Source organism: Streptomyces sp. NA04227 (assembly GCF_013364195.1).
In the GTDB taxonomy this organism is placed as follows: domain Bacteria; phylum Actinomycetota; class Actinomycetes; order Streptomycetales; family Streptomycetaceae; genus Streptomyces.
In genome coordinates, this window is the sequence record NZ_CP054918.1 from 3373815 (window position 1) to 3396415 (window position 22601).

The following is a 22601-nucleotide window of genomic DNA, read 5'->3' on the forward strand; positions in this document are numbered from 1 at the left end:
ACAGTGAAGTACCAGTTCAGGGGCCTGATCCGCATTGCGGGTCAGACCCCTGAGTGGTTTCTGGAGTTGCCTGGGAGAAAGCGGGAGGAGATCCGGCAATCCGCCGACGCCCCCGACGATCTTCATCACCCGGGCGGACGGTAGACGCACACCTCGAACACCCCCTGCAGACGCGGCACTTCGCGTTCACCGCACGGCGGCCCGGAGTACACGCCCAGGAGAAGCCCACCGACCCCGGCGGGCTTCTCGCTAACTCCCGACGAGCACCCGGCCACGCAAGTCTTCCTCGCCGCCCGTTACTTCGGGCGACGCCGAAAGATACACCAACGCACGACCGCGCACGCACCCGGAGGCGAGCCGACAGCGCTGCCCCGGCACCGTAACCCCTGCTAGGGCCATGCGCCAGTCCCGTCCCAAGGAGGGGGCGGCACCTGTCCACCCTCCGGGCGAGACCCGAGTGATGCGTAAAGATGCTCGAAAATAATAGTTACCGAACAACTCTTGTCATTCGGTGAAAGTGGATCCAGGATTTGGGAACTCCTGCGGCCCCCGCTTCCGGTTCCGGTTCCGGGTCGCGGAGTGGCAGCTCACCGTGTGCCCGCCGGGCCTGGGGCTGCCGTCCATGTGTTCCGTTTTCGACGCAGGAGGTGCATGTGTCGGCCGATACGTCCTACTCGCCCCGCCCGGACACGCCTGCCGGTTCCGGTTCTCCGGATGTCCGGCAGGGTGTGGCCCGGCAGAGGGGCAGCAGGCGCAGGCCCGGCGAGGGGCGGAAGTCCGCCCGTCGGCAACCGCTGCGGGCGCGGCTCCGTCGCGACCGGATGCTCCTCCTGCTGTGTCTGCCGGGGATGCTCTACTTCGCGGTGTTCTTCTACGTGCCGCTGGCAGGCAACAGCATCGCCTTCCAGGAGTACCAGCCGTACCTCGGTTTCCAGGACAGCCCCTTCGTCGGCTGGACCAACTTCACGGTGCTGCTCGAACAGCCCGCGTTCTGGACGGCGGTGTGGAACACCCTGGAGATCAGCGCCGTACAGCTACTGCTCTACTTCCCGGCGCCCATCGCCCTCGCGCTGTTCCTGAACTCGCTGATCAGCACGAAGACCCGGCGGCTGCTGCAGACGGTGGTCTACCTGCCGCACTTCCTGTCCTGGGTCGTGGTGGTCGGTATGTTCCAGCAGGTCTTCGGCGGCGCGGGCACGGTCACGAGTGCGCTGAACGACAACGGGATCCACGTCGGCAACATCATGAACAACCCCGACACCTTCATTCTGCTGATCACCTCTCAGGCCGTGTGGAAGGACGCGGGCTGGGGAGCGATCATCTTCCTCGCCGCGATGGCGTCCATCGACAACACGCTGTACGAGTCGGCGGCCATGGACGGCGCGGGCTGGCTGCGCCGCATGTGGCACATCACCCTGCCCGGCATCAGGCCTGTCATGATCATGCTCTTGATCCTGCGGCTCGGCGACATCCTCTCGGTCGGCTTCGAGCAGATCCTGCTCCAGCGCGACGCGGTGGGCGCGGACGCCGCCGAGGTGCTCGACACCTACGTCTACTTCCACGGTGTCGTCGACGGCGACTGGGGCATCTCCACCGCCGCCGGACTGATGAAGGGCGTCATCGGCTTCATTCTGATCGTCCTCGCGAACAAGCTCGCCCACCGTCTCGGTGAGCAGGGGGTCTACCGATGAGCTCACCTTCGATGCCCGCACTTCTGCGACGCCGCAACAGCACCGAGCGCCCGGCCTGGATGGAACGGCCGAGCCTGGCGACCCAGGGACTGAAGTTCCTGGTCGGGGTGGCGATGATCGTCGTGGTCGGCTACCCCTTCCTGCTCGCCATCGGCACCAGCCTCGCCACCAAGGCCGAACTCGCGGCCAACGGCGGCTATGTGCTCATCCCCGAGCACCCCACCCTGGAGGCCTACCGGGTGGTCCTCTCCGGCGGCGTCATCACCCGCGCCGCGACGGTCAGCATCGGGGTCACCGTCATCGGAACGGCCCTGAGCCTGCTGTGCACCGTCGCCCTGGCCTACGGGCTGTCCCGGCCCGGCACGCTCGGGGGCAAGCCGCTGCTCCTGATCGTCGTCGGTACCTTCCTCTTCACCCCCGGCATCATCCCGAGCTACCTGGTCGTCCAGGAACTCGGTCTGCTCGACAGCTACGGCGCCATGGTCGCCCCGACCATGCTCAACGCCTTCAACGTCATCGTGGTCCGGGCCTTCTTCCAGAGCGTCCCCAGCGAGCTGTACGAGGCGGCCCGGCTCGACGGCGCCGGTGAACTCACCATCCTCTGCCGGATCGTGCTGCCGCTGTCCAAGGCGGTGATCGCCGTGGTCGGCATGTTCTACGCGGTCGGGTACTGGAACAGCTTCTTCAACGCGATGCTCTACATCAACGACCCGGACAAGCTGCCCCTCCAGGTGGTACTGCGCTCCTACGTGCTCCAGGGCGACACCTTCAACGCGAAGGCGCTCGGCGTCAGTGTGCTGCCGGCCACCACCTCGCTGTCCATGGCGGTGCTCATCCTCGCGGTGCTCCCGATCATCGCCGTCTACCCCTTCCTCCAGAAGTACTTCGTCAAGGGCGTACTCACCGGCGCCATCAAGGCCTGACCCCGCACGCCCGCACCCGAAGGAGAACCATGTCCAGCACCCACCTCAACCGCCGCGGTCTGCTCGGTGCCGCGGGCGTCGTCGGCCTGACCCTCGCCGGCGGTGCCTCGCTCACCGGTTGCAAGACCGGCTCCGCCGCCTCGGGAGGCGGAGCCGCGGCCTCGGCCAAGGTCAAACTGCCCACGTTCGTACCGGCCAAGGTCCCCGCCCCGGACCTGGCGGGCAACGCCAAAGGCCTGGACCCGGCGTACCTGCGCTACCCCAGGAACCTGACTCGCGGCGTCGCCGGGAAGCCGGGCGACGGGGAGCCGGTGACCTGTCTGACCGAGACCTTCACCACCGCGGCCCCGGCGATGAACAGGAACACGTACTGGAAGGAGCTGAACAAGCGTCTCGGCTCCGAGCTGCGGATGACGATCGTCAACGGTCTCGGCTCGGACGATGTCTACCGCGCGAAGTTCAACGCCACCATCGCGGGCGGCGACCTCCCCGATCTCATGTGGTTCCCGCCGAACCAGGGCCTGAAGAACGTCCCCGCCCTCCTCGAGGCGAAGTTCCACGACCTCACCTCGTACCTCTCGGGCGACGCCGTCAAGAAGTACCCGAACCTGGCGAACATCCCCGACTTCGCCTGGCGCACCGCCGTCCTCAACGGCAAGATCTGGGGACTGGCCGTCCCCTACGGCCGTCACGGACAGGTCTACGTCGCCAACGAGGACTTCTGGAAGCCGGTCGGCGGCGTGGACTTCGCCGACGCGCAGGACTTCTTCGACAAGGCGAAGGAACTCCTCGACACCAAGCGGAAGAAATACGTACTGGAGCCGGCGTACGTCAACCACATCGCCCAGTTCGCGATGTGGCACGGGGCACCCAACAAGTGGCGCACGGACGGCGGGAAGCTCACCCACCTCTTCGAGACCGAGGAGTACTTCGCCGCGATCGAGTTCGCCCTCAAGTGCCAGCAGGCCCAGCTCTTCTGGCCGGACCCGAACCTGCCCACCACGCTGGAGAAGATGGAGGGCGGCTTCCTCGGACTGCACGTCCAGTCCTTCCCCGGCTTCCTGAACGACAGCAACATGTACGACTGGCCCGCGAAGGTCGTCGTCCCCTTCGCCGCCGAAAAGGGGATGTCGCCCAGCTACAGCTACGGCTACGGCTCGGTGGGGTTCACCGCCATCAGCAAGCAGGTGAGCAAGGACCGCATCCCCACACTCCTGAAGGTCATGGACTACCTGAGCGCCCCCTTCGGCACCGAGGAGCGGCTCTTCCTGGACAACGGCCTCGAAGGCACCCACCACACCCGTTCCAAGGACGGCGACGTACTCCTGAACCGCAAGGGCAATGCCGAGGTGCTCACCACCCGGCAGGCGATCAACTTCTTCGGCAACGCGCCGCAGACGCTCTACCTGCCGGGCAAGTCCGAGGTCACCCGCTCCATCCACGCCACCGAGGTGGAGCTGATGAAGATCGGGCGCACCGACCCGACCACCGGCTACTTCTCCGACACCTTCGCGAACAAGGGCGCCTCGTCCTCGGACGCCCTCTACACCGCGGTCAAGGACATCGTGGCCGGCCGCAAGTCGCTGTCCTCGTACAAGAAGGAGGTCCTGCCCACGTGGCGGCGGACCGCGGGCGACGCGATGCGCCGGGAGTACGAGAAGACCATCGCGGGCAGCAAGTGACGACCGTTACCGAAGGACAGGATCCGCACGTGGAAGACCTGCGTATCGGAGTCATAGGACTCGGACTGCGGAAGAACCTGGCAACCGCCGCCCACCGTCCCGGCAGGGGTTCGGTCGTGGCGGCGGTCGCCGACACCGATCCGGCCGTGCGCGCCACGGTACCCGGCGTGTACGAGGGAGCGGTGTCCGTCGAGGACCACCGGAGGCTGCTCGACGACCCGGGTGTCGACGCGGTGATCGTCGCCACCCCCGACGACACCCACGAAGCCCTGGCCTGCGCGGCCCTCGAGGCGGGCAAGACCGTCTACGTCGAGAAGCCGCTCGGTATCAGCGTCGAGCAGTGCGACACCATCCTGAGAACCGCCCACCGGACGGGCACCCGGCTCTACGTCGGCCACAACATGCGGCACATGGGCGTCGTCCGGCTGATGCGGGACCTCGTCGCCCGCGGTGACATCGGCGAGCCGAAGACGGTCTGGGTGCGCCACTTCGTCTCGTACGGCGGCGACTACTACTTCAAGGACTGGCACGCCGACCGGCGCCGTACCACCGGACTGCTGCTGCAGAAGGCCGCGCACGACATCGACGTGATCCACTGGCTGGCCGGCGGCTACACCCGGCGGGTCAACGCCATGGGCGACCTGATGGTCTACGGCGACCTGCCGCGCCGCGCACCGGACACCCCCCGTCCGGACGGCTGGCTGCGCGAGTTCGACTGGCCACCGGCCAAGCGCCGGGACCTGCACCACATCGTGGACGTGGAGGACGTCTCGGTGATGAACATGCGGCTGGACAACGGCGTGATCGCCGCGTACCAGCAGTGCCACTTCAGCCCGGACTACTTCCGCAACTACACGGTCATCGGCACCGAGGGCCGCCTGGAGAACTTCGGCGACCGGCCCGGCGACGAGGTACGGGTCTGGAACACCGGCCCCTCCTCCTACCGCGCGGACGCCGACTTCGTGTACCGGGTGCCCGAGGCGGAGGGCTCGCACGGCGGGGCCGACGAACGCATCATCGAGGAGTTCTGCCGCTTCGCCCGCGAGGGCGGGCACACGGACACCTCGCCCGTCGCGGCCCGGATGAGCGTCGCCGCCGGGGCGATGGCGACCCGCTCCCTGCGAGAGGGCGGAACTCCGTACGAAGTGCCCGCTCTGGAAGCCGAGTTGGTGGACTACTTCGCTGCGGGGCAGCGCAAGGAGGTACCGGGGCGGTAGCGGAGACCGGCAGGCCCCGCGGCCATCTCCGTGCCGACACCCGCGTGGTGTACGCGCCGCTGACGGGCACCGGAGCCTGATCATCGAGGGTGGGCCGTCGGCTCCGCAGGCGACGGCCCACCCTTACGGCAGCGGCCGGTCGCCAACCCTCGTACGTCACCGGCCTGTTGACTCTCCGGAACCCGAGGCCCCCAGCACAACAGCAGAGCAGCACGACACTGCACTGCACAGCAGAACCGCAGTAAAGACCGAACCAGTCATTCGTACCCCAACCCCCCACGGCTTGGTCCCCTCCGCAGAAGTCCCCCCAAGGGATGAGTTCGCCGCCAACGACCAAGCCGTACGGCCCGCCGGACCGAATGACGGCCGTGAGCGAGCAGACACCGGGCCCCCGCCCGGACGACCGAGAGCAGCCGGAGCCCGCCGAGCCCCCGACCCCTGAACCGGCACAGGAACCGACCCCGGAACCGGCACCGACCCCTCCCCCGACCCCGGCCAAGAACCAAGCCCCCAGCTCCCCCACCCGGCAGCACCAGCCACCCCCCGCTCACCACCCCCGGCTCCGCTACCCCCTCGCCGCCCTGTGCGGACTGCTCGCCGCCTTCGCCTCCCTCTGTCTGGCCGAGCTGCTTGCGGGGGCGTTGCGGCCGGAAGCCTCGCCGGTGACGGCAGTTGGGGGTGCGGTGATCGACCGGACGCCGGCCCCGGTGAAGGACTGGGCGATCCGCAACTTCGGGAGCAACGACAAGGTCGTGCTTCAGCTCGGCATCCTTGTGCTCCTGGCCCTGTTCGCGCTCGTGCTCGGTCTGGTCTGTCTGCGGGCGCGTCCTCTGGGCGCTGCGGGAGTGCTGCTGTTCGGGGTGCTCGGTGCTGTTGCCGCGGCGGGCCGTCCCGCCGCCCGTGGCTCCGATGTCTGGCCCTCGGTGGCCGGGGCCTTGGTCGGGGCGCTGGTCCTCTGGCTGCTCTCCGGGATGCTGCCCGGCGGCTCCGGGCGCCTGGGGCCCGGGCCGTCGGGCTTCGGTCGCCGTCGTTTGCTGCTCGCGGCCGGAGCCACCGCACTGGTCTCGGCGGGATCGGGGCTGGCCGGACGGCAGTTGACCGCCTCCCGGAGGGCGGATGCCGCCGCCTCCCGCGAGGCGATCAGGCTGCCGCGGCCCGCCTCGCCCGCCCGTCCGCGCCCCTCCGGCTCCGACTTGCGCGTACGCGGCCTGAGCTCGTTCGTCACCCCCAACCGGGACTTCTACCGGGTGGACACGGCGCTGGTCGTCCCCCGCCTGAACGCCGACACCTGGCGTCTGCGCCTGCACGGCAAGGGCGTTGCCCGCGAGCTCCGCTTCGGCTACGCCGATCTCCTCGAACGCGAGCTGATCGAACGGGACATCACCCTGACCTGTGTCTCCAACCAGGTCGGCGGCAAGTACGCGGGCACCGCCCGCTGGCTCGGGGTGTCGCTGGCCGGTCTGCTGCGCGAGGCGGGTGTCCGTCCGCCCGCGGAAGGCGGACCGGCGGACCAGTTGGTCGCCCGCTCGGTGGACGGCATGACCCTGGGCACCCCCGTCGACACCGTCATGGACGGGCGCGACGCGATGCTGGCCGTCGGCATGAACGGCGAAGTGCTGCCGTTCACGCACGGGTTCCCGGTGCGGATGCTCGTCCCCGGCCTGTACGGATACGTATCGGCCTGCAAGTGGCTCACGGAGCTGGAGCTCACCACTTTCGACGACTTCGACGCCTACTGGGTACGCCGCGACTGGGCACGCGAGGCTCCGATCAGGACCCAGTCCCGTATCGACACCCCGCGGCCGTTCTCCTCCCCGCGCGCGGGCGCCGTCGCGGTGGCGGGTGTCGCCTGGGCCCAGCACCGGGGCATCGCGCGGGTCGAGGTGCGCGTGGACGGCGGCGACTGGCAACCGGCCAGGCTCTCCGCCGAGGTCGGCAAGGACACCTGGCGCCAGTGGGTGTGGGAATGGCAGGCCGACTCCGGCGACCACACCCTCGAGGTCCGCGCTACGGACGGCACCGGCGCCACCCAGACCTCCGAGCGCCGGGGCACGGTCCCGGACGGCGCGACCGGCTGGCATTCGGTGGTGGTCAACGTGCCCTGACCCCCGCCCGCTCCTCCCTTCCCCCCTCGTTCCCGCCCCCTCCCTCCTCCCCCTATCGACCACTGAAGGAGATCACCATGCGTACCCACACGATGCGCCGTACCGTCCTGGCCGTCACGGCCGCCGCCGTTCTTCCGCTGGCCCTCACCGCCTGCTCGGACGACGGTGACGACAAGAGCGGCGAGGGCGGCAAGAAGCCGGGCTCCTCCTCGGCGGCGCCCTCGCAGGACTCGCCTTCCGAGGGCACCTCGGCGATGTCCGAACCCTTCGGGCCCGCCTGTCCCTCGGTGCCCAAGGAAGGTGCGGGGTCCTTCGACGGAATGGCGCAGGCCCCGGTCGCCACCGCGGCGTCCAACAACCCGGCGCTGTCCACCCTGGTCACCGCGGTGAAGAAGGCCGGACTCGTCGACACCCTGAACAACGCCGAGAACATCACCGTCTTCGCCCCCACCAATGACGCCTTCGCCAAGGTTCCGAAGGCCGACCTGGACAAGCTGCTCGGCGACAAGGCCGCGCTGACGAAGGTGCTCACCTACCACGTGGTGGGACAGCCGCTGAAGCCGCAGCAGTTGGAGAACGGCTCCTACGACACCCTCGCGAAGGCGAAGCTGACCACGGCGGGTTCCGGCGAGTCCTTCACCGTCAACGACTCCTCCAAGGTGGTCTGCGGCAACGTCAAGACGGCCAACGCCACCGTCTACATCGTCGACACGGTCCTCATGCCCAAGAGCTGACCCCACGGCGTACGGACACGCCACGGCGTACGGACACCCCGCGGCGTACGACCCACGGACCCTGGGCTGGAATCACCGGCCCAGGGTCCGCCCTCGTATTGCTGTGCCGGGGTAGTACGCGCTCACTACCCGCGCGGTTCCCGCTCCCCCGCTCCCCCACCCGCCCCGAGCCCGCCGGACCCCCCGCCCCCCGGCGTGACGCGGCGATAAGCGGCGTGGGCCTGTCGCAGTCGGGCCAGGGTGGTACCCAGGAGGGCTGCGGCGAGCAGGCAGGTGAGCCAGAAGGTGTCGCGGTGTCCAGCCCAGGTGAGGGTGCCCGCGGGTGGGATGGCGAAGCCGTTGAGGAAGAGCCAGCACAGTACGGCGGTGCCGGGGGCCGCGGCGAAGTGGGCGCGCAGGCCCAGGACGGCCGCGAGCAGGGACAGGGCGATCAGGGCGAGTGAGGCACGGCCCGGGCCCACGAGGGCGTTGAGGGAACCCACCAGCACCAGTGCGCAGCCGGACGCCGCCGCCCACACCAACGAGGTGGCCATGGGCTCGGGAACCGGCCGGGCCCCGGTTCTGCGCGACACCCACTCGATCATGCTCACGTTCCTTCCCGTGCTGCCCGCCCGGAGGCCGGGCTGCGGGCGCTCGTTAGGGTGTCATTAAAATTTCTCCAAAGAAATAGCGGAATCGGACAGGGAGTGAGAGATGGGCGCTGCGCGTATGGGCCGTACGCCCTTGCCGGGGATCGGGGTCCGTTACGACCTGACCACGCGGGAGCAGCGTCGCCTGTCCGTGGTCGCGCACCGGGACGGATCACGGACGTTGAGCGCGTACCGCGAGGACGATCCGGACGCCTGTGCGCTGTCCGTGCGGCTGGCCTCGGCGGAGGCGGAGGCACTGATCGACGCGCTGATGCCCGCGCACCACAGCCCGAGTCTGCTGTCCACGACCGAGCTGGGACTGGTGGCCGAGCGGGTCGAACTGTCCGCCACCTCGCACTGGAACGGGCGGCTGCTCGGCGAGACCCGGATGCGCAGCGAGACCGGTGTCTCGATCGTGGCCGTACTGCGTCGCGCCGACGCGATCCCCTCCCCGGAGCCGGACTTCCGGCTGGCGGGCGGCGACACCCTGATCGTGATCGGGACCCGCGAGGGCGTGGAGGCTGCCGCCGCGATACTCGGGCGGGAGTGAGCGGACATGCACTCCTCCGCCATTTTCCTGATCGAGTTCGGCGCGATCATCCTCGGTCTGGGGCTGCTCGGCCGGTTCGCCGGACGTTTTCGGTTCTCGCCGATTCCGCTGTACCTGCTGGCCGGGCTCGCCTTCGGCGAAGGCGGGTTGCTGCCGCTGGGCGCCAGTGAGGAGTTCGTGGCGATCGGCGCCGAGATCGGCGTGATCCTGCTGCTGCTCATGCTCGGCCTGGAGTACACGGCCAGCGATCTGGTCTCCAACCTCAAGACCCAGTATCCGGCCGGTCTCGTCGACGCCGCGCTCAACGCCCTGCCCGGAGCGGCCATGGCGCTGCTGCTCGGCTGGGGCCCGGTGGCGGCGGTCGTTCTCGCCGGTGTCACCTGGATCTCCTCCTCCGGCGTGATCGCGAAGGTGCTCGGCGACCTCGGGCGGCTCGGCAACCGGGAGACCCCGGTGATCCTGAGCATCCTGGTCCTCGAAGACCTCTCCATGGCGGTCTACCTGCCGATCGTCACTGCGCTGCTCGCCGGAAGCGGTCTGGCGGCGGGGGGTATGACCCTGGGCATCGCCCTCGGCGTGGCCGGTCTCGTCCTGCTGCTCGCGGTGCGCTACGGCCGCCACATCTCCCGTTTCGTCTCCAGCGACGACCCGGAGAAACTGCTGCTCGTGGTGCTCGGCCTGACCCTGCTCGTGGCCGGTCTCGCCCAGCAGCTCCAGGTGTCGGCCGCGGTGGGCGCCTTCCTGGTCGGTATCGCCCTGTCCGGCGAGGTCGCCGAGGGCGCGCACAACCTGCTCGCGCCGCTGCGGGACCTGTTCGCCGCCGTGTTCTTCGTCTTCTTCGGCCTGCACACGGACCCCTCCAGCATTCCCCCGGTACTGGCGCCCGCCCTCGCCCTCGCCATGATCACCGCGCTCACGAAGATCGCCTCCGGCTACTGGGCCGCGAAACGTGCCGGTGTCTCCGCCAAGGGCCGCTGGCGAGCCGGTGGCACCCTGGTCGCCCGCGGCGAGTTCTCCATCGTCATCGCGGGGCTGGCGGTCACGGCGGGCATCGAGCCCTCCCTCGGCCCGCTGGCCACGGCGTACGTACTGATCCTGGTGATCGTCGGCCCGCTCACCGCCCGCTTCACCGAGCCCGTCGCGATGGGCCTGGCCGCCCGGCTGGGCAGGTCCGCCGCCCCTTCCAAAACACCGGCCAAGACATCGGCTGAGGCACCCGCCGAGGCACCGGCGGACGCACTTGCCGAGTCCGGGGAGTCGCTCCCGCGGCCGCAGGACGTGGCGGAGGATCAGGACACGGTCGGCCGGTCCTGACCGCTGGGCCGTACCGCAAAGCCGCTCGCAGTCGGCGCCGACGCCCCCGCCTTCATCCTCAAGTCCGTCGCCGACCGCGACCTTTTGTGCCCACGCCGCGTCCTCTACGTAGGGGCCCACCGCCACCGGCAGTCCGGTGACCGGTTCGATCCCCCAGGGCGGCGGCGTTCGAGGGGCACTTCGACGTCATGCGAAGAAGTTCGCAGGCCGCTCGGTACGATCACATTTCCGGCTCCAGTGGAGGAGCCCGGTGAACGGGGGCAGGTGAACAAAGGTGTCGGTGTTGCTGGCGCTGGGCGTGACAGTGCTCGGACTCGTCGGGTTCGGTGCCTCCTGGGACGCGTACGACACGAGCCGCAAGCTGCGCAAGCGCGGCGTGCGCACCCACGCGACGTGCGTCGAGACGTCGCGGCGGCATGACAAAACGATGCTGCTCCTTGAGTACGTGGTCGCCGAGGACGGCTCCACGCGTACCCACAGCTTCGGACCGTTCTCCGATCCGCCGCTCCAGGTGGGCGACCGGACCACGCTCGTCTACGACGCCAAGTCCCCGGACCTGGTCGCGCCGGTCGCGCCGTCCGAGAACGTCCTGTCGCCCAAGGGCCTGGGCTCGGCGATGGCCGCCTCCGCGTTGGCGTTCCTGTGCGCGGCGAGCTGGCTGACCTGGTTCTTCGTCACGTCCTGGCCGAACGGGGCGCACAAGGGCTGAAGATCCGCAGATCCGCGGCGGGCTCCGGGCGGCCGCCCCGCCCGCGCCGCGTGCGCGGTCAGCCCTCGCGCAGCGACAACCGCGGTCGCAGGAACTGCCGCCCCCGGTGGATTCTGGCCTTCGCCGTGCCCAGGGGTACTCCGGTCCGCTCGGCCACCTCGGCGTAGGTGAGGGCGGCGAGGTCGCGCAGGACGACGGCCTCGGCCAGTTCCGGGTGGGCGGTCTCCAGGTCGTCGAGGGCTTCGAGCAGGTCGAGGCGTGATCCGGCGATGACGCTGGTGGTCCGGGGGTCCGCCGCCTCCGGTGGCACGGAGGCGACCGTCTCGGCCCTGCGCTTGAGCTGCCGGTAGGTGGCACGGGCGGAGTTGGAGGTGATGACCATCACCCAGCCTCGGAACGAACCCGAGCCGTTGAAGGAACGCAGATGGGTGGCGACCGACAGGAGCGCCTCCTGGCAGGCCTCCTCGGCGTCGTCGACGCAGGGCAGCAGGCGGGCGCAGCGGCGCAGCATCAGCGGGCGGAGCTCGGCGAGCAGCGCGTCCAGCGCCCGCCGGTCGCCCGCGGTCGCGGCGGCGCGGAGGTCCTCCAGGGGGTCGGCGAGGTGGTCCGCGGTCGTTCCGGTCGTGCCAGTCGTTGCGGTCGTGCCGGTCGTTGCGGTCGTGCCAGTCGTTCCGATGGTTCCGGTCGTGCCGGTCATGCCAGTCTCCGGGCTGCTTGGCCGAGCAGGGGCTCCCACTGGACGGTCGTCGCGGGGTCACTGCTCGTCGAGGTGAGGGACAGGGCGACGAGCCGGTCGCCCACTCGTGCCAGACCGATCACGCCACGTTCGTCAGGACGCGCGCCGGGCGCCGTCCGGTTCGCGTCGGTGTCCCACCAGATGGCCCGGTCGACTCCGGACAGACGGGGTTCGTGCCGGGTGCCGGGGCGGGCCGCCAGCGCTCCGCCGCCGGGCTCGCACGCCGAGACCCGCCGGGACAGGCGCTCCAGGGCCCGTTCGGCGGCGGCGGAGTCCGGGTAACGGGCCACGACCTCGGCGGCCTCGGTCTGCAGACCCCGGTACGTGCCCGCGTACTCCTCCGCCGCGCCCTCGGCGGCCGCGGCTCCCGACAGGCAGAGCAGTCCCAGGTCCTTGCCGGCCTTGTCGTAGACCGCGGTCTGCTTCGCCGTACCCCATCCGAACCGTACGAACTCGGCGGGCAGCAGCAGCGCGTTCCGGGTGAAGGGCGGGCCGGAGGCCTCGGGGGAGGCCGGGGACGTGGGCGGCGGCGAGGAGGCCGGGGGCTTGGAGGACGTGGGGGCGGGCCCGGTCGGTGCGGCGGCGTCGCTGCCGGATTCGAAGGGGATCGCCAGGAAACCGGCCACGCCCAGGCAGACTCCGACCGCGGCGGCCGCCCACAGGGTGCCGATGGTGGTGCTCCGCTTCATGCACTCGCTTTCCGTCGAGGCCCGGCCGCCCTCACTCGCTTTCCGGCGCCGTCCGAGGGGCTGCCATCATGGTGCCCCATGGAAGTCATCGGACGTTATCGCGTACGGCGACGGATCGGTGCGGGCGCCTTCAGCACGGTCTGGCTGGGCAACGACGACGAGTTGGACGTCCCCGTCGCCGTCAAAGTCATCGCGGAGAACTGGCTGGATCACGCCGATGTGTGCGGGCGCTTCCTGGACGAGGCCCGCCTGCTGCGGCGGATCACCGACCCGCGCGTCATCGGCGTGTACGACATCGGCCGGCTGCCCGACGGCCGCGCCTTCTTCGTCATGGACTACGCCGACCGCGGCACCGTCCAGGACCTCTGCACCCACCCCGTCCCCGCCGCCGAGGCGCTGCTGCGGGGAGCCGAGATCGCCGACGCCGTCGAGGTACTGCACCGGCACGGCGTGATCCACCGCGACCTCAAACCGGCGAACCTGCTGCTCTCCTCCGGCCCCCACGGCGACGGGGACGGGGACACGGACGGCGCCGGGGACGCGGACGGCGGCGTCGCGGACGCCCGGGTCGTCATCGCCGACCTCGGCATGGCCAAGCGGCTCGCGGAGGCCTCCGGGCTGACGATGGCGGTCGGTACGCCGGGGTTCATGGCCCCGGAACAGGCGCACGGACAGCTCCCGTTGGACCGGCGCGCCGATGTCTACAGCACCGCGGCCGTGGTCTACGCCCTGCTGACCGGCCGCCGCCCGTTCGCCGACGAGAGCGGCATAGGCGATGTCGCGACGCGCCCGCTCCACCGCACGGCTCCGCCCGTGGCCGGTGAACTGGGCCTGCCCCCGGCGGTGGACACGATCCTACGGGCCGCCCTGGCCGGCGACCCCGAGGAACGCCCGGCTACGGCCGCGACGCTTGCCGCCCAACTGCGGGAACTGCACGCGGAGTTGGCGAAGGCGAGCAACAGCGTCACCACCGCCGCTCCCGCACGGGGCAGCGGGACCCTGCTGCTCCCGGAACCGGGCCGCGACGAACCGACCCCGCCCGCGAACACGGTGAACCCGCCTGCGAACACCCTGAACCCGCCTGCGAACCCGCTTCCGTCCCCGTCGCAGTCTCCCTCCCTGCCCCAGTCCCAGAACCAGCCTCAGTCTCAGTCCCAGCCCCAGTCCCGAATGTCCGGCGGCAAGCTGGCCGCCGCTGCGGTCGGCCTGATGGCCGTCCTGGCAGTGACCACCTGGCTGGGACTCTCACTGCTCTTCCACGGCTGAGGCAGCCCTCGAACGAACCGCGCACGGGGACCTCGCACGGCCCCCGCCCCAAGGAAGAAATCCCGAACCCCGGCGATTCCCGGCAACAAACCCCCACGTTCGCGACTCTCTCCGGGTTGAAGCGGTCACCCGGACCGCCCCACCCGAGGAGCATCATGCAGTTCCGTCACCGCACGTCCCGTACCCGCCGGGTGCGTACCGCCGTCGTCGCCGTGGGCGCCGTACTGGGCACCGCCGCGCTCACGCTGTCCGCTGCCGCCGCCGTCGGGCAGTCCAGTGCCAGTGCTGCCAAGGTGTTCCCGCACGGGACCGTGCACGCCGACGGCGGCCTGACCGCGCGGCAGGCGCCGAGCACGCACGCCCCGGCGACCTACGCCTACGACGACGGTGCCGAGATCACCGTCAACTGCAAGACCAAGGGCACCCAGGTCTCCGGCAACCGCGACTGGTACCTGGTCAGCGCCGAGGGCGACGCCAAGTGGGTCTCCGGCCGCTATGTGAAGCTCGACGGCGAGGCGGCGCACTGCGGCCCCGACGTCACCGTTTCGGCGAAGGCGACCCGGACGACGGACAAGTACGAAGGCCCGAGCACCTCCGACCGGAAGCTCGGCCGCCTCGACAAGGGCCGGGGCACGGAGGTGCTCTGCTACACCTACTCCGGCCCCGCTTCGAACGAGAACCGCTGGCTGGTCACCCTGGACGCCGAGTGGATCCCGGCCGAAGCGCTGAAGCCCGCCGAGGAAGTCCCGTTCTGCGAACAGGCGTGACGCACACCGCCGCCACGAACCGGCCGCACACCTGACACACACCCGACGCGCACCTGACGCACGAGGCCCGCCCCGGGGAGTGCACACGACGTGCGTTCCCTGGGCTCGGAGGCAGTCACAGATTGAAGACCCGGCGGGCGAACGCCCCACATGTCCCCTTCATCTCCCGTACGGACAAAGTCCAAGTCCGGCGCCACTTGCGTCCATGTGCACAGCCTTCGGGAGGATGCACGCTGGCTCATGCCGGTCCCGCAGCGGTGTGCACGGCCCCGTGACCAGGTCTGTCGATCTGGAGTGAGCCATGGAGAGGAGCTGCCGCAGTCCGGCTCAGCCCCCCACGACGAAGGAGTACCTGTGTCAGCTCCGCGAAAGAGGAAAGCCGTGGCGCTTGTCGCCGCGGCGCTCACCATTGCCGGTGGTGGCGCGCTGGCGAACGCCGCCGAGCCGTCGTCCGCCGCGAAACCGGCCGCCGCGAAACCGGCCGCCGCGGCCGCTGCCGAGTACACGGTGAACGTCGGGGAGAAGGGTTCCTGGACGCACCCGGACGACACCCCGGCCGGGACGTACATCGACAAGGACGGGACCTTCTACTTCCAGCAGGCGCACGCGCTCTACGGGGCGTCCGACAAGCGCCAGTGGGACTTCTTCACCGGCAAGGACTTCGACTCGGCCAAGCGGTCCGCCGAGATCAGTGACGCGGTGAACCCGGCCAACGACAAGGACCGGAACAACGACACCACTTGGCGCTGCAACAACAGCGTCACCGGCAAGGAGTCCACGGATCCGCCCGCGGGATCCAGCTATGCGCACCGCAACTACTGCGACCTGGCGGGCGTGTGGGTCGACCCGGACTCCGGTGACTGGTACGGCCTGGTGCACAACGAGTTCACTCCGCAGCCCTTCGGCGACGGACTGCACTACGACGCGATCGACTACGCGGTCTCCAAGGACAAGGGCAAGACCTGGGACATCAAGGACCACGTCCTGACCTCGCCGTACAGCACCAAGCGCGACGACTCGGCCGCCTTCCCGGAGAAGACGTACCACTACGGCGACGGCGACCCGCGCCTGTACGTGGACACCGCCTCCGGCTACTTCTACGTGTATTACGGCTCGCGCATCGTGGACAAGGGGAAGGGGGGCAGCTGGAAGGCGTTCCACGCGCACGTGGCCCGCGCCCCGATCTCCGAGAAGATGGCGCCCGACTCCTGGCAGAAGTGGTACGACGGCAAGTGGTCCGAGCCGGGCAAGGGCGGCAAGGAGAGCAACATGGTGCCGGTCGGCGCCGACAGCTCCACCGGCTACACCCCCGTCGACAAGGAGTACGACCCGGCCAACACCGGCACCGTGACCGAGCAGGTCGAGGCAGGCAAGACACCGCCGACCTCGCCGCTGTTCGTCATGGACATCACCTACAACGCCCACCTGGGCCTGTACATCGGTGAGCCCCAGGCCGTCGACCAGAGCGGCAAGGCCCCGCAGCAGTTCTACGCCACCGACGATCTGTCGAAGCAGCAGTGGAAGCTGATCGGCGACACCGGCTCGTACACCAACGCCTCCTGGTACCGCTGGTTCCTCGACAGCAAGAACAAGACCAGCTCCGCCATCGTCGGCAAGGACTTCCGTTCCTACTGCTCCTTCGGCTGCTCGGGCGACTCCGCCAGCGAGTACATCAACCTCAGCATCGACACCAACTCGCCCGCCGCCCCGATCACTTCGGGCAAGACCTACCGCGTCGCCAACGGTGACGGGCGCGTCCTCGCCCAGGCCAACGGCGGTTCCGGCACCACCTCCGTGGACAGTGCCGCCGCGTCCGGCCGCGCCGCGTGGACCTTCACCTCCAACGGCGACGGCTCCTACCGGGTCGCCAACTCCGCCACCGGCAAGCTGCTCGGCGTCGATTCCGCCTCGACGGGCAGCCGCGCCTGGGGGACCAAGCCCACGGTCGCCGCGGCCGGGAAGAAGGGCCCGTCCGTCGGCCAGCAGTGGTTCGTGGTGCCCGGCACCTCGGACGGCAAGCCCAACGGCACCTTCCGGCTGGTCAACCGGTACAGCGGCCTGGTGGTCGGCCTGTCCGACGACTCCGGCCGCGCCGCCGAGACGACGCCCGGTCGTACCTGGGACGCCGCCGCCGGCAACAGCGTCGGCGGTGGCCGCACGGCCGCCGAGCAGACCCTGACGCTGACCCCGGAGGACGGTTCCTGAACGGGTTCGGCCCAGTCGGGGGCTGAGACCCGGCCCTTGGGTCCGACCAAGAGGGATCCGACACAGAGGGATCCGCCGAAGACGGGTCCGCCGAAGAGATGACGAGATCCCGCCCGGTCACGGTGACCGAGCGGGATCTCGTCGTTCCTGCGTCTTCGGGCGCCTTCAGGTGACGGCCTACGGCACCACGTCCTCCTTGTACACCTCCACCCCGTACAGCGAATAGCCGTACGACGTCCCCCGCCCGGCGAGCAGGAGACGGACGTAACGCCCCTTGCCCGCAAGGCCGTTGAGGGATTCGGTGCCGCCCCGCCCGTCGGTGACGGTGCGCAGGGTGGTCCAGTCGGTGCCGTTGTCGGAGACCTGTACCTGGTAGGCCTTCGCGTACGCCGACTCCCAGGTGAGGCGGACACTGCCGACGCGGTGGGCGGTGCCGAGGTCGATACGGAGCCACTGGGGGTCGGTGCGCAGGCTGGACCAGCGGGTGCCGGGTTCGCCGTCGACCGCGTTGAGTCCGCTGAACTGCTCGACGCCGCTGATGGTGCCGTCGGAGGAGAGCACCGGTTCGACGCTGGAGACCGCGACGGGGCGGTGCGCCGCGAGATCGCCGCGCGGCGCGGTCACCGGCCAGCCGGGGGCGTGGCCCACCGCACCGATGACCTGCTGGTATTCCGCATACGTACGGACAGGCCGGGGGGAGCCCCAGAGCTGCTGGGCGAGTACCCGCAGGGGTTTCACGAGCCCGCCCGCGACCTGCTGTTCGCTGTCCACGGCCGGGTTGTCGCACCACACGTGCAGGGCCGAACCGCGGTTGCGCGCCGGGTCGGTGAGCGTGCCGCCGTTGTCGAAGAGGTCCGGGTGCCAGTCCTCGTAGAGGCGGGTGGTCGGGGGCTTGTAGCGGCCGAGTACGTAGTAGGTCCAGGAGCGGGACTCGTTGGTGAGGGTGTGCCCGCGGTCGGCCAGGGCCTGCGGGGTGATCCCGGCACGCGACCAGTTCTCGACGTGGATGCGTGCCCGCGGGGCGAGCGTGCCGTCGTCGGCGTGAATGCCGTCGTTCCACATCCGGGTCGTCTTGCCGTGCGAACGGACAATGCCGTCGGCCCAGTTGACGAAGCCGTAGTAGGTGTCGGCGGCTCTGGCGCGGGGCCCGTAGTGCTCCTTCGCGTAGGCGGCGAGCTGCGGGAAGGCGGCGTAGTCGGTGACGTACTCGTCGGCGCCGATGTGGAACCAGGGCGAGTCGGGAAACAGCGCCGCGTACTCGTCGATCAGGTCCTTCAGGAGCGCGTACGCGGCGGGTTGGGTGAGGTCGATGAAGCCCTTGGGCGCCTTGCCGTCCTTGTCGCGCAGTTGGAGCTCGGGGTGCGCCGCGAGCACCGGCGCCAGGTGGCCGGGCATGTCGATCTCGGGCATCACGGTGATGTGGCGGCGGGCGGCGTACGCGACGAGGTCGGTGATCTCCGCCTTGGTGTAGTGCTGCGCGGAGACGATCTCGGGGTGCCGTTCGCTCTCGACGCGGAAGCCGAGGTCGTCGGAGAGGTGCAGATGCAGATGGTTGAGCTTGAGGTAGGCCATCTCGTCGATCTGCTGCCGCAGCCAGCCGGGCGAGAAGTACTTGCGGCCGACGTCCAGCATCAGCCCGCGCTCCGGCTTGCGCGGCCGGTCCACGGCGGAGCCCGCGGGCACGGCGGCGCCGTCCGCGAGCAGTTGCAGCACGGTACGGGTGGCGTGGAAGACGCCGTGCGCGGTGGGCGCGGCGAGGTCCAGGGTGCGTCCCGCCGTGAGGGTGTAACCCTCCTTGCCCAGGCGGGAGTTGGGGGCGGCGAGCGTCAGCGTGAGGTCGCCGGTGCGGGCGGCGGAGGGCACGGCCGTGACCACCGGTACGCGGATCCCGCTGCGTTCGGCGAGTTCGTCCACGAAGAGCCGCGCCTCGTCGTGGAGTCGCTCCGCCGCGCCGGGTGCGAGCAGCAGCCTGCTCTCCGGACGGAGGGTGTACGAGCCGGGGTTCGAACCGGAGGCGGCGGAGCGCCACTCCTGAAGTGCCGGGATCGTGACGGGCGCGGTGTCGCCAACTCGCCCTTCCGGTACGCCTGTTGGGGTCGCCGCCGAAGGGAGTGCGCGGGCGGCCGCCGGGGTGGCCGTGACGGTGAGGGCGGCGGCACCCAGGGCGGCGCCGAGTTGGACGACGGTGCGACGCCGGACGGGGGAGCCCGTGGACGCCGGGGCGGCGGGGGAAGCCGGGGAAGTCGAAGTGACCGATGACGTCGAAGTGACCGGTGAGACCTCGGAGTTCGGGAGTGCGGGCCGGGGTTCGGGTGGGTTCACGGGCTGTCCTCGTGTCCTCGGGTCCTCATGGGTTCGTGGGTTCGCTTCGGCGGCGGCTCGGACGGGGCGGGCGGTGCAAGTGACGGCGGCGGCGCGGGTGTAGGCGCTGCGGCGACGGTGGCGCGAGTCGGCGGGCGAAGGCTTCGGAGACAGCCCACCGAGGTACCGACCTCGCCAGAATTTCTGCGTGATGCTGATCAATTAAGGCCGTTTCAACGCATGTTCACTCAGCCACTCGCCCATGCTGGGCCGCCCACTCGCACCCGTCAAGCACCCTGCACCAACAAGACATCCGACCAATCTTCCCCGTGATCGAGGACTCACGGGAACTTCTGCCGCATACCTTGCGAGCAACTCCCCGACGGCTCTAGCGTCCTGGGGCATTCATCCGATGTCTATCGAGTGCCTGCCCGATGCCTGCCCTATGGCTGATCGATGCCTTCTCGATGGCTGTTCAACGCCTGCCCGAAGCCCGTCTCCCTTCCTGGAGGCTCCTCGTGCCCCGCCCAGCAAGACCAGTCAGCGTCCTCCTGACAGTCGCCGCGACCACCCTGGCCGCCTGGCTTCCGACCTCGCCCGCCGCCTCGGCCGATGACCGGCAGCCGCCGACCGTGTATGCCGCCCCGGACGGCAGCGGAACCATCTGCTCCGCCCAGGCGCCCTGTTCCCTGGAAGGCGCGCGCGCCAAGGTGCGCGGCCTGCTGCCCACCGCCACCACGGACCTCAACGTGCTTGTCTCCGGCGGAAGTTACCCCCGTACCGAAGCCTTCGTGCTCGGCCCCGAGGACTCCGGGCGGGACGGCCGCACCGTGACCTGGAAGGCGCGGCCCGGCACCGGACGGCCGGTGCTCGACGCCGGGCGTCCGGTGACCGGCTGGACCCGGTCGGACGACGGGCGCGGCATCTGGAGCGCGCCGCTGCCGGACGGACATGTGCCGCGCCAGCTGTACGCGGACGGCGAGCGTCGCCCGCGCGCCGCCGGATCCGGATGCACCGCCGCCGCCTGTCCGGTGAGCGAGAAGGGCGTCGCGGGAGTGTCCGAGGCCACCGGGGTGCCGCGGTTCGCGCACCCCGAGGACCTGGAGATCTCAGTCAAGATCCGCTGGCGCAACTACCGTTGTGGCGCCACCGGCCTGAACGGCGCCACCCTGGAACTGGAACAGCCCTGCTGGACCAACGCCCGTTCCGGCACCGGCCGGGTCGGCCCGTACTGGGACAGCACCGCGGTCGACTCGGCCAAGTACAAGGGGGTGGCGTTCTTCGAGAACGCCTACGAGCTCCTCGACCGGCCCGGCGAGTGGTTCGCCGACCCGCGCACCCGCACCGTGCACTACATGCCGGCCACCGACGGCGCCGACCCGAACCGGGAGCGGATCACCGTGCCCGGAACCGAGACCCTGCTCAAGCTGCGCGGCACCGCCGCCGATCCGGTGCACGACCTGCGCGTGAGCGGCCTCGGTTTCCGGCACACCTCGTGGCACCAGCCCTCGACCGCCGAGGGGTACGCCGGCGCCCAGGCCGGGCTCACCCTCACCGGCGCCACCGGCCCCGAGGACCAGTCGGGCCGCTACTACACCAAGCCCGCCGCCGCGGTCACGGTGACCGCCGGACGCCAAGTCACCGTGTCGGACGGCGAGTTCACGCATCTCGGCGGGGCGGGCATCCGGCTGGAGGGCGGCACCAGCGCCTCCTCGGTCGTCCGCAACCGCTTCGGTGATCTCTCCAGCGGCGCGGTCTACGTCGGCGACACGGACCCGGACCCGGAGCCCGGGCTGACGGCGGCGGACGACACGGTCGCGTACAACGTCGTCCGGGACACCGGGGTCGAGTTCACCGACAGCGTGGGCATCTGGGCGGGCTATCCGCTGCGGCTGCGGGTGGACCACAACACCCTGGACCGGCTTCCGTACAGCGGTATCAGTGTCGGCTGGGGCTGGAACCAGCCCGAGGCACAGGAGTCGGTGATGCGCGACAACAACATCACCGGCAACCGTCTGACCAACGTCATGATGCCCTCCTCCCGCCAGCACGACGGCGGCGGCATCTACACCCAGGGCGCGCAGCCCGGTTCGGTGATCTCCGGCAACTACGTCAACCGCAGCGAGTACGGCGGCACGGAACGCGACGGCAACGGGATCTACCTCGACGAGCAGAGCTCCCACTTCCGGGTACGCGGCAACGTACTCACCCGCGTAGGGGGCAAGTGGGTCTCCAACTGGGCGAGTTACGGGATCGACAACCGGGCCGAGGGGAACTGGTCGGACGTCCACGCCCCGGCCCTGTCCGGGCAGGGCAGCGCCATGACCGGCAACCGCACGGGCCTGACCGCGCTGCCCGAGGAGGCCCTCGATGTCGCGCGCGCGGCGGGTGCGGGCGATGTCCGCGAGGTGGAGCGGATCGGCCGGGACCGGGTGCGCGGCACGGGTGTCTCCCTGACCCAGTCGTCGACCGCGAACGGCGCCGCCGCCGGCCGCGCCGCCGACGCGGACCCGTTCAGCAACAGCCTGACCACCGCACAGCGGGACCCGTACTGGCAGGCCGACCTCGGCAGCACCGGACGGGTCGGCACCGTCGAGGTGGTCAACCAGGGCGCGGGCCCGCTGGCCGACTACTACCTGCTGCTCTCGGACCGCCCGCTGACCGAGCCCGGCCTCGACGCGGCACGCGGGCAGTCCGGCGTCCGCACCATCCACGTGACCGGGAACACCGCGTACCGCGATGTCGTGGAGGTGGACGGACCGGCGCGGTACGTACGCGTCCAGCTGGCCGGGGAGCAGGCGCTCGGGCTGACGGAGGTGGCGGTCCGCCCGTGAACCGGGCCTGCCGCCCGTGAACCGGGCCTGCCGGACGGCCAGTTGAGAGGAGGGAGACGGGGAGAGGCCCGGGCACGGGCACGGTCCTCTCCCCGTCCCCCCTGCGCGCGCGTGGGCGCGTACCCGCGTGATCCACGTCTCCCGGAGCCGCGGATTCCGTCCGCCGGGCAACCCTCGCACCCCGTTTTGCCTCTTTCCAGCTGAACTTCCCCACATCCCCCGACACAGTCATGGGTCCGCGAGGACCGG

17 protein-coding genes are annotated in these 22601 nt (G+C 70.3%); 13 read left to right on the forward strand and 4 right to left on the reverse strand.

Features of this window, described 5'->3' with window-relative positions; all coding sequences use genetic code 11:
* Window positions 1-728: 728 nt before the first annotated feature.
* From HUT18_RS14400 to HUT18_RS14425, 6 genes are all read left to right on the forward strand, one after another.
* The gene (locus HUT18_RS14400) at window positions 729-1691 is read left to right on the forward strand and encodes a sugar ABC transporter permease (protein ID WP_254878597.1); all 963 of its coding nucleotides are present in this window, start codon (window positions 729-731) and stop codon (window positions 1689-1691) included.
* Window positions 1692-1702: 11 nt separating this feature from the next.
* Window positions 1703-2614 carry a carbohydrate ABC transporter permease gene (locus tag HUT18_RS14405; RefSeq protein ID WP_254878598.1) on the forward strand — a complete coding sequence of 304 codons (912 nt, stop codon included), beginning with the start codon at window positions 1703-1705 and terminating at the stop codon, window positions 2612-2614.
* Window positions 2615-2643: 29 nt separating this feature from the next.
* Window positions 2644-4296, forward strand: coding sequence for a hypothetical protein (locus tag HUT18_RS14410; RefSeq protein ID WP_176101064.1), 1653 nt, complete (start codon window positions 2644-2646; stop codon window positions 4294-4296).
* A gap of 29 nt (window positions 4297-4325) precedes the next feature.
* Window positions 4326-5513 (forward strand): Gfo/Idh/MocA family protein, encoded by a 1188-nt coding sequence (locus tag HUT18_RS14415; protein WP_176101065.1) that lies wholly within the window; start codon window positions 4326-4328, stop codon window positions 5511-5513.
* Window positions 5514-6103: 590 nt separating this feature from the next.
* A complete protein-coding gene (locus HUT18_RS14420; RefSeq protein WP_254879011.1) occupies window positions 6104-7618 on the forward strand; it encodes a molybdopterin-dependent oxidoreductase in 1515 nt (504 codons plus the stop codon).
* 77 nt (window positions 7619-7695) lie between these two features.
* Window positions 7696-8352 carry a fasciclin domain-containing protein gene (locus HUT18_RS14425; protein ID WP_176101066.1) on the forward strand — a complete coding sequence of 219 codons (657 nt, stop codon included), beginning with the start codon at window positions 7696-7698 and terminating at the stop codon, window positions 8350-8352.
* Between the two features lie 125 nt (window positions 8353-8477).
* Here HUT18_RS14425 and HUT18_RS14430 read toward each other — a convergent pair whose 3' ends face one another.
* The gene (locus tag HUT18_RS14430) at window positions 8478-8936 is read right to left on the reverse strand and encodes a hypothetical protein (protein ID WP_176101067.1); all 459 of its coding nucleotides are present in this window, start codon (window positions 8934-8936) and stop codon (window positions 8478-8480) included.
* 109 nt (window positions 8937-9045) lie between these two features.
* Here HUT18_RS14430 and HUT18_RS14435 point away from each other — a divergent pair, with 109 nt between their 5' ends.
* The 3 genes from HUT18_RS14435 (at window position 9046) to HUT18_RS14445 (ending at window position 11554) form a co-directional block, all read left to right on the forward strand.
* Window positions 9046-9531, forward strand: a complete 486-nt coding sequence (locus tag HUT18_RS14435; protein ID WP_176101068.1) for a cation:proton antiporter regulatory subunit — start codon at window positions 9046-9048, stop codon at window positions 9529-9531.
* Window positions 9532-9537: 6 nt separating this feature from the next.
* Complete coding sequence (locus HUT18_RS14440) at window positions 9538-10845, forward strand: cation:proton antiporter (RefSeq protein ID WP_176101069.1); 1308 nt, start codon at window positions 9538-9540, stop codon at window positions 10843-10845.
* A 274-nt stretch (window positions 10846-11119) separates the two neighbouring features.
* Window positions 11120-11554 (forward strand): DUF3592 domain-containing protein, encoded by a 435-nt coding sequence (locus HUT18_RS14445; RefSeq protein WP_176101070.1) that lies wholly within the window; start codon window positions 11120-11122, stop codon window positions 11552-11554.
* Window positions 11555-11612: 58 nt separating this feature from the next.
* Here HUT18_RS14445 and HUT18_RS14450 read toward each other — a convergent pair whose 3' ends face one another.
* Complete coding sequence (locus tag HUT18_RS14450; protein WP_176101071.1) at window positions 11613-12251, reverse strand: RNA polymerase sigma factor; 639 nt, start codon at window positions 12249-12251, stop codon at window positions 11613-11615.
* Window positions 12248-12979, reverse strand: coding sequence for a hypothetical protein (locus tag HUT18_RS14455; protein ID WP_176101072.1), 732 nt, complete (start codon window positions 12977-12979; stop codon window positions 12248-12250). Before HUT18_RS14455 ends, HUT18_RS14450 begins: the two co-directional genes overlap by 4 nt.
* Window positions 12980-13057: 78 nt before the next feature.
* Between HUT18_RS14455 and HUT18_RS14460 the strand changes: the two genes are divergently transcribed.
* From HUT18_RS14460 to HUT18_RS14470, 3 genes are all read left to right on the forward strand, one after another.
* The gene (locus HUT18_RS14460; RefSeq protein ID WP_176101073.1) at window positions 13058-14245 is read left to right on the forward strand and encodes a serine/threonine-protein kinase; all 1188 of its coding nucleotides are present in this window, start codon (window positions 13058-13060) and stop codon (window positions 14243-14245) included.
* A 155-nt stretch (window positions 14246-14400) separates the two neighbouring features.
* Window positions 14401-15012 (forward strand): hypothetical protein, encoded by a 612-nt coding sequence (locus HUT18_RS14465; protein WP_176101074.1) that lies wholly within the window; start codon window positions 14401-14403, stop codon window positions 15010-15012.
* 381 nt (window positions 15013-15393) lie between these two features.
* Window positions 15394-17217, forward strand: coding sequence for an RICIN domain-containing protein (locus HUT18_RS14470; RefSeq protein ID WP_254878599.1), 1824 nt, complete (start codon window positions 15394-15396; stop codon window positions 17215-17217).
* A gap of 177 nt (window positions 17218-17394) precedes the next feature.
* Here HUT18_RS14470 and HUT18_RS14475 read toward each other — a convergent pair whose 3' ends face one another.
* Window positions 17395-19539, reverse strand: a complete 2145-nt coding sequence (locus HUT18_RS14475; RefSeq protein WP_254878600.1) for a family 20 glycosylhydrolase — start codon at window positions 19537-19539, stop codon at window positions 17395-17397.
* A gap of 497 nt (window positions 19540-20036) precedes the next feature.
* On the opposite strand from HUT18_RS14475, the gene HUT18_RS14480 reads away from it, so the two are divergent.
* Window positions 20037-22352, forward strand: a complete 2316-nt coding sequence (locus HUT18_RS14480) for a right-handed parallel beta-helix repeat-containing protein (protein ID WP_254878601.1) — start codon at window positions 20037-20039, stop codon at window positions 22350-22352.
* Window positions 22353-22601: the final 249 nt, after the last annotated feature.

What these genes read in the sequence shown, in the direction of transcription:
- HUT18_RS14450 (WP_176101071.1), bottom strand. Translation starts at nt 12,251, where the DNA reads ATGACCGGCACGACCGGAACCATCGGAACGACTGGCACGACCGCAACG.
- HUT18_RS14440 (WP_176101069.1), top strand. Translation starts at nt 9,538, where the DNA reads ATGCACTCCTCCGCCATTTTCCTGATCGAGTTCGGCGCGATCATCCTC.
- HUT18_RS14405 (WP_254878598.1), top strand. Translation starts at nt 1,703, where the DNA reads ATGCCCGCACTTCTGCGACGCCGCAACAGCACCGAGCGCCCGGCCTGG.
- HUT18_RS14465 (WP_176101074.1), top strand. Translation starts at nt 14,401, where the DNA reads ATGCAGTTCCGTCACCGCACGTCCCGTACCCGCCGGGTGCGTACCGCC.
- HUT18_RS14435 (WP_176101068.1), top strand. Translation starts at nt 9,046, where the DNA reads ATGGGCGCTGCGCGTATGGGCCGTACGCCCTTGCCGGGGATCGGGGTC.
- HUT18_RS14425 (WP_176101066.1), top strand. Translation starts at nt 7,696, where the DNA reads ATGCGTACCCACACGATGCGCCGTACCGTCCTGGCCGTCACGGCCGCC.
- HUT18_RS14460 (WP_176101073.1), top strand. Translation starts at nt 13,058, where the DNA reads ATGGAAGTCATCGGACGTTATCGCGTACGGCGACGGATCGGTGCGGGC.
- HUT18_RS14410 (WP_176101064.1), top strand. Translation starts at nt 2,644, where the DNA reads ATGTCCAGCACCCACCTCAACCGCCGCGGTCTGCTCGGTGCCGCGGGC.
- HUT18_RS14430 (WP_176101067.1), bottom strand. Translation starts at nt 8,936, where the DNA reads ATGATCGAGTGGGTGTCGCGCAGAACCGGGGCCCGGCCGGTTCCCGAG.
- HUT18_RS14455 (WP_176101072.1), bottom strand. Translation starts at nt 12,979, where the DNA reads ATGAAGCGGAGCACCACCATCGGCACCCTGTGGGCGGCCGCCGCGGTC.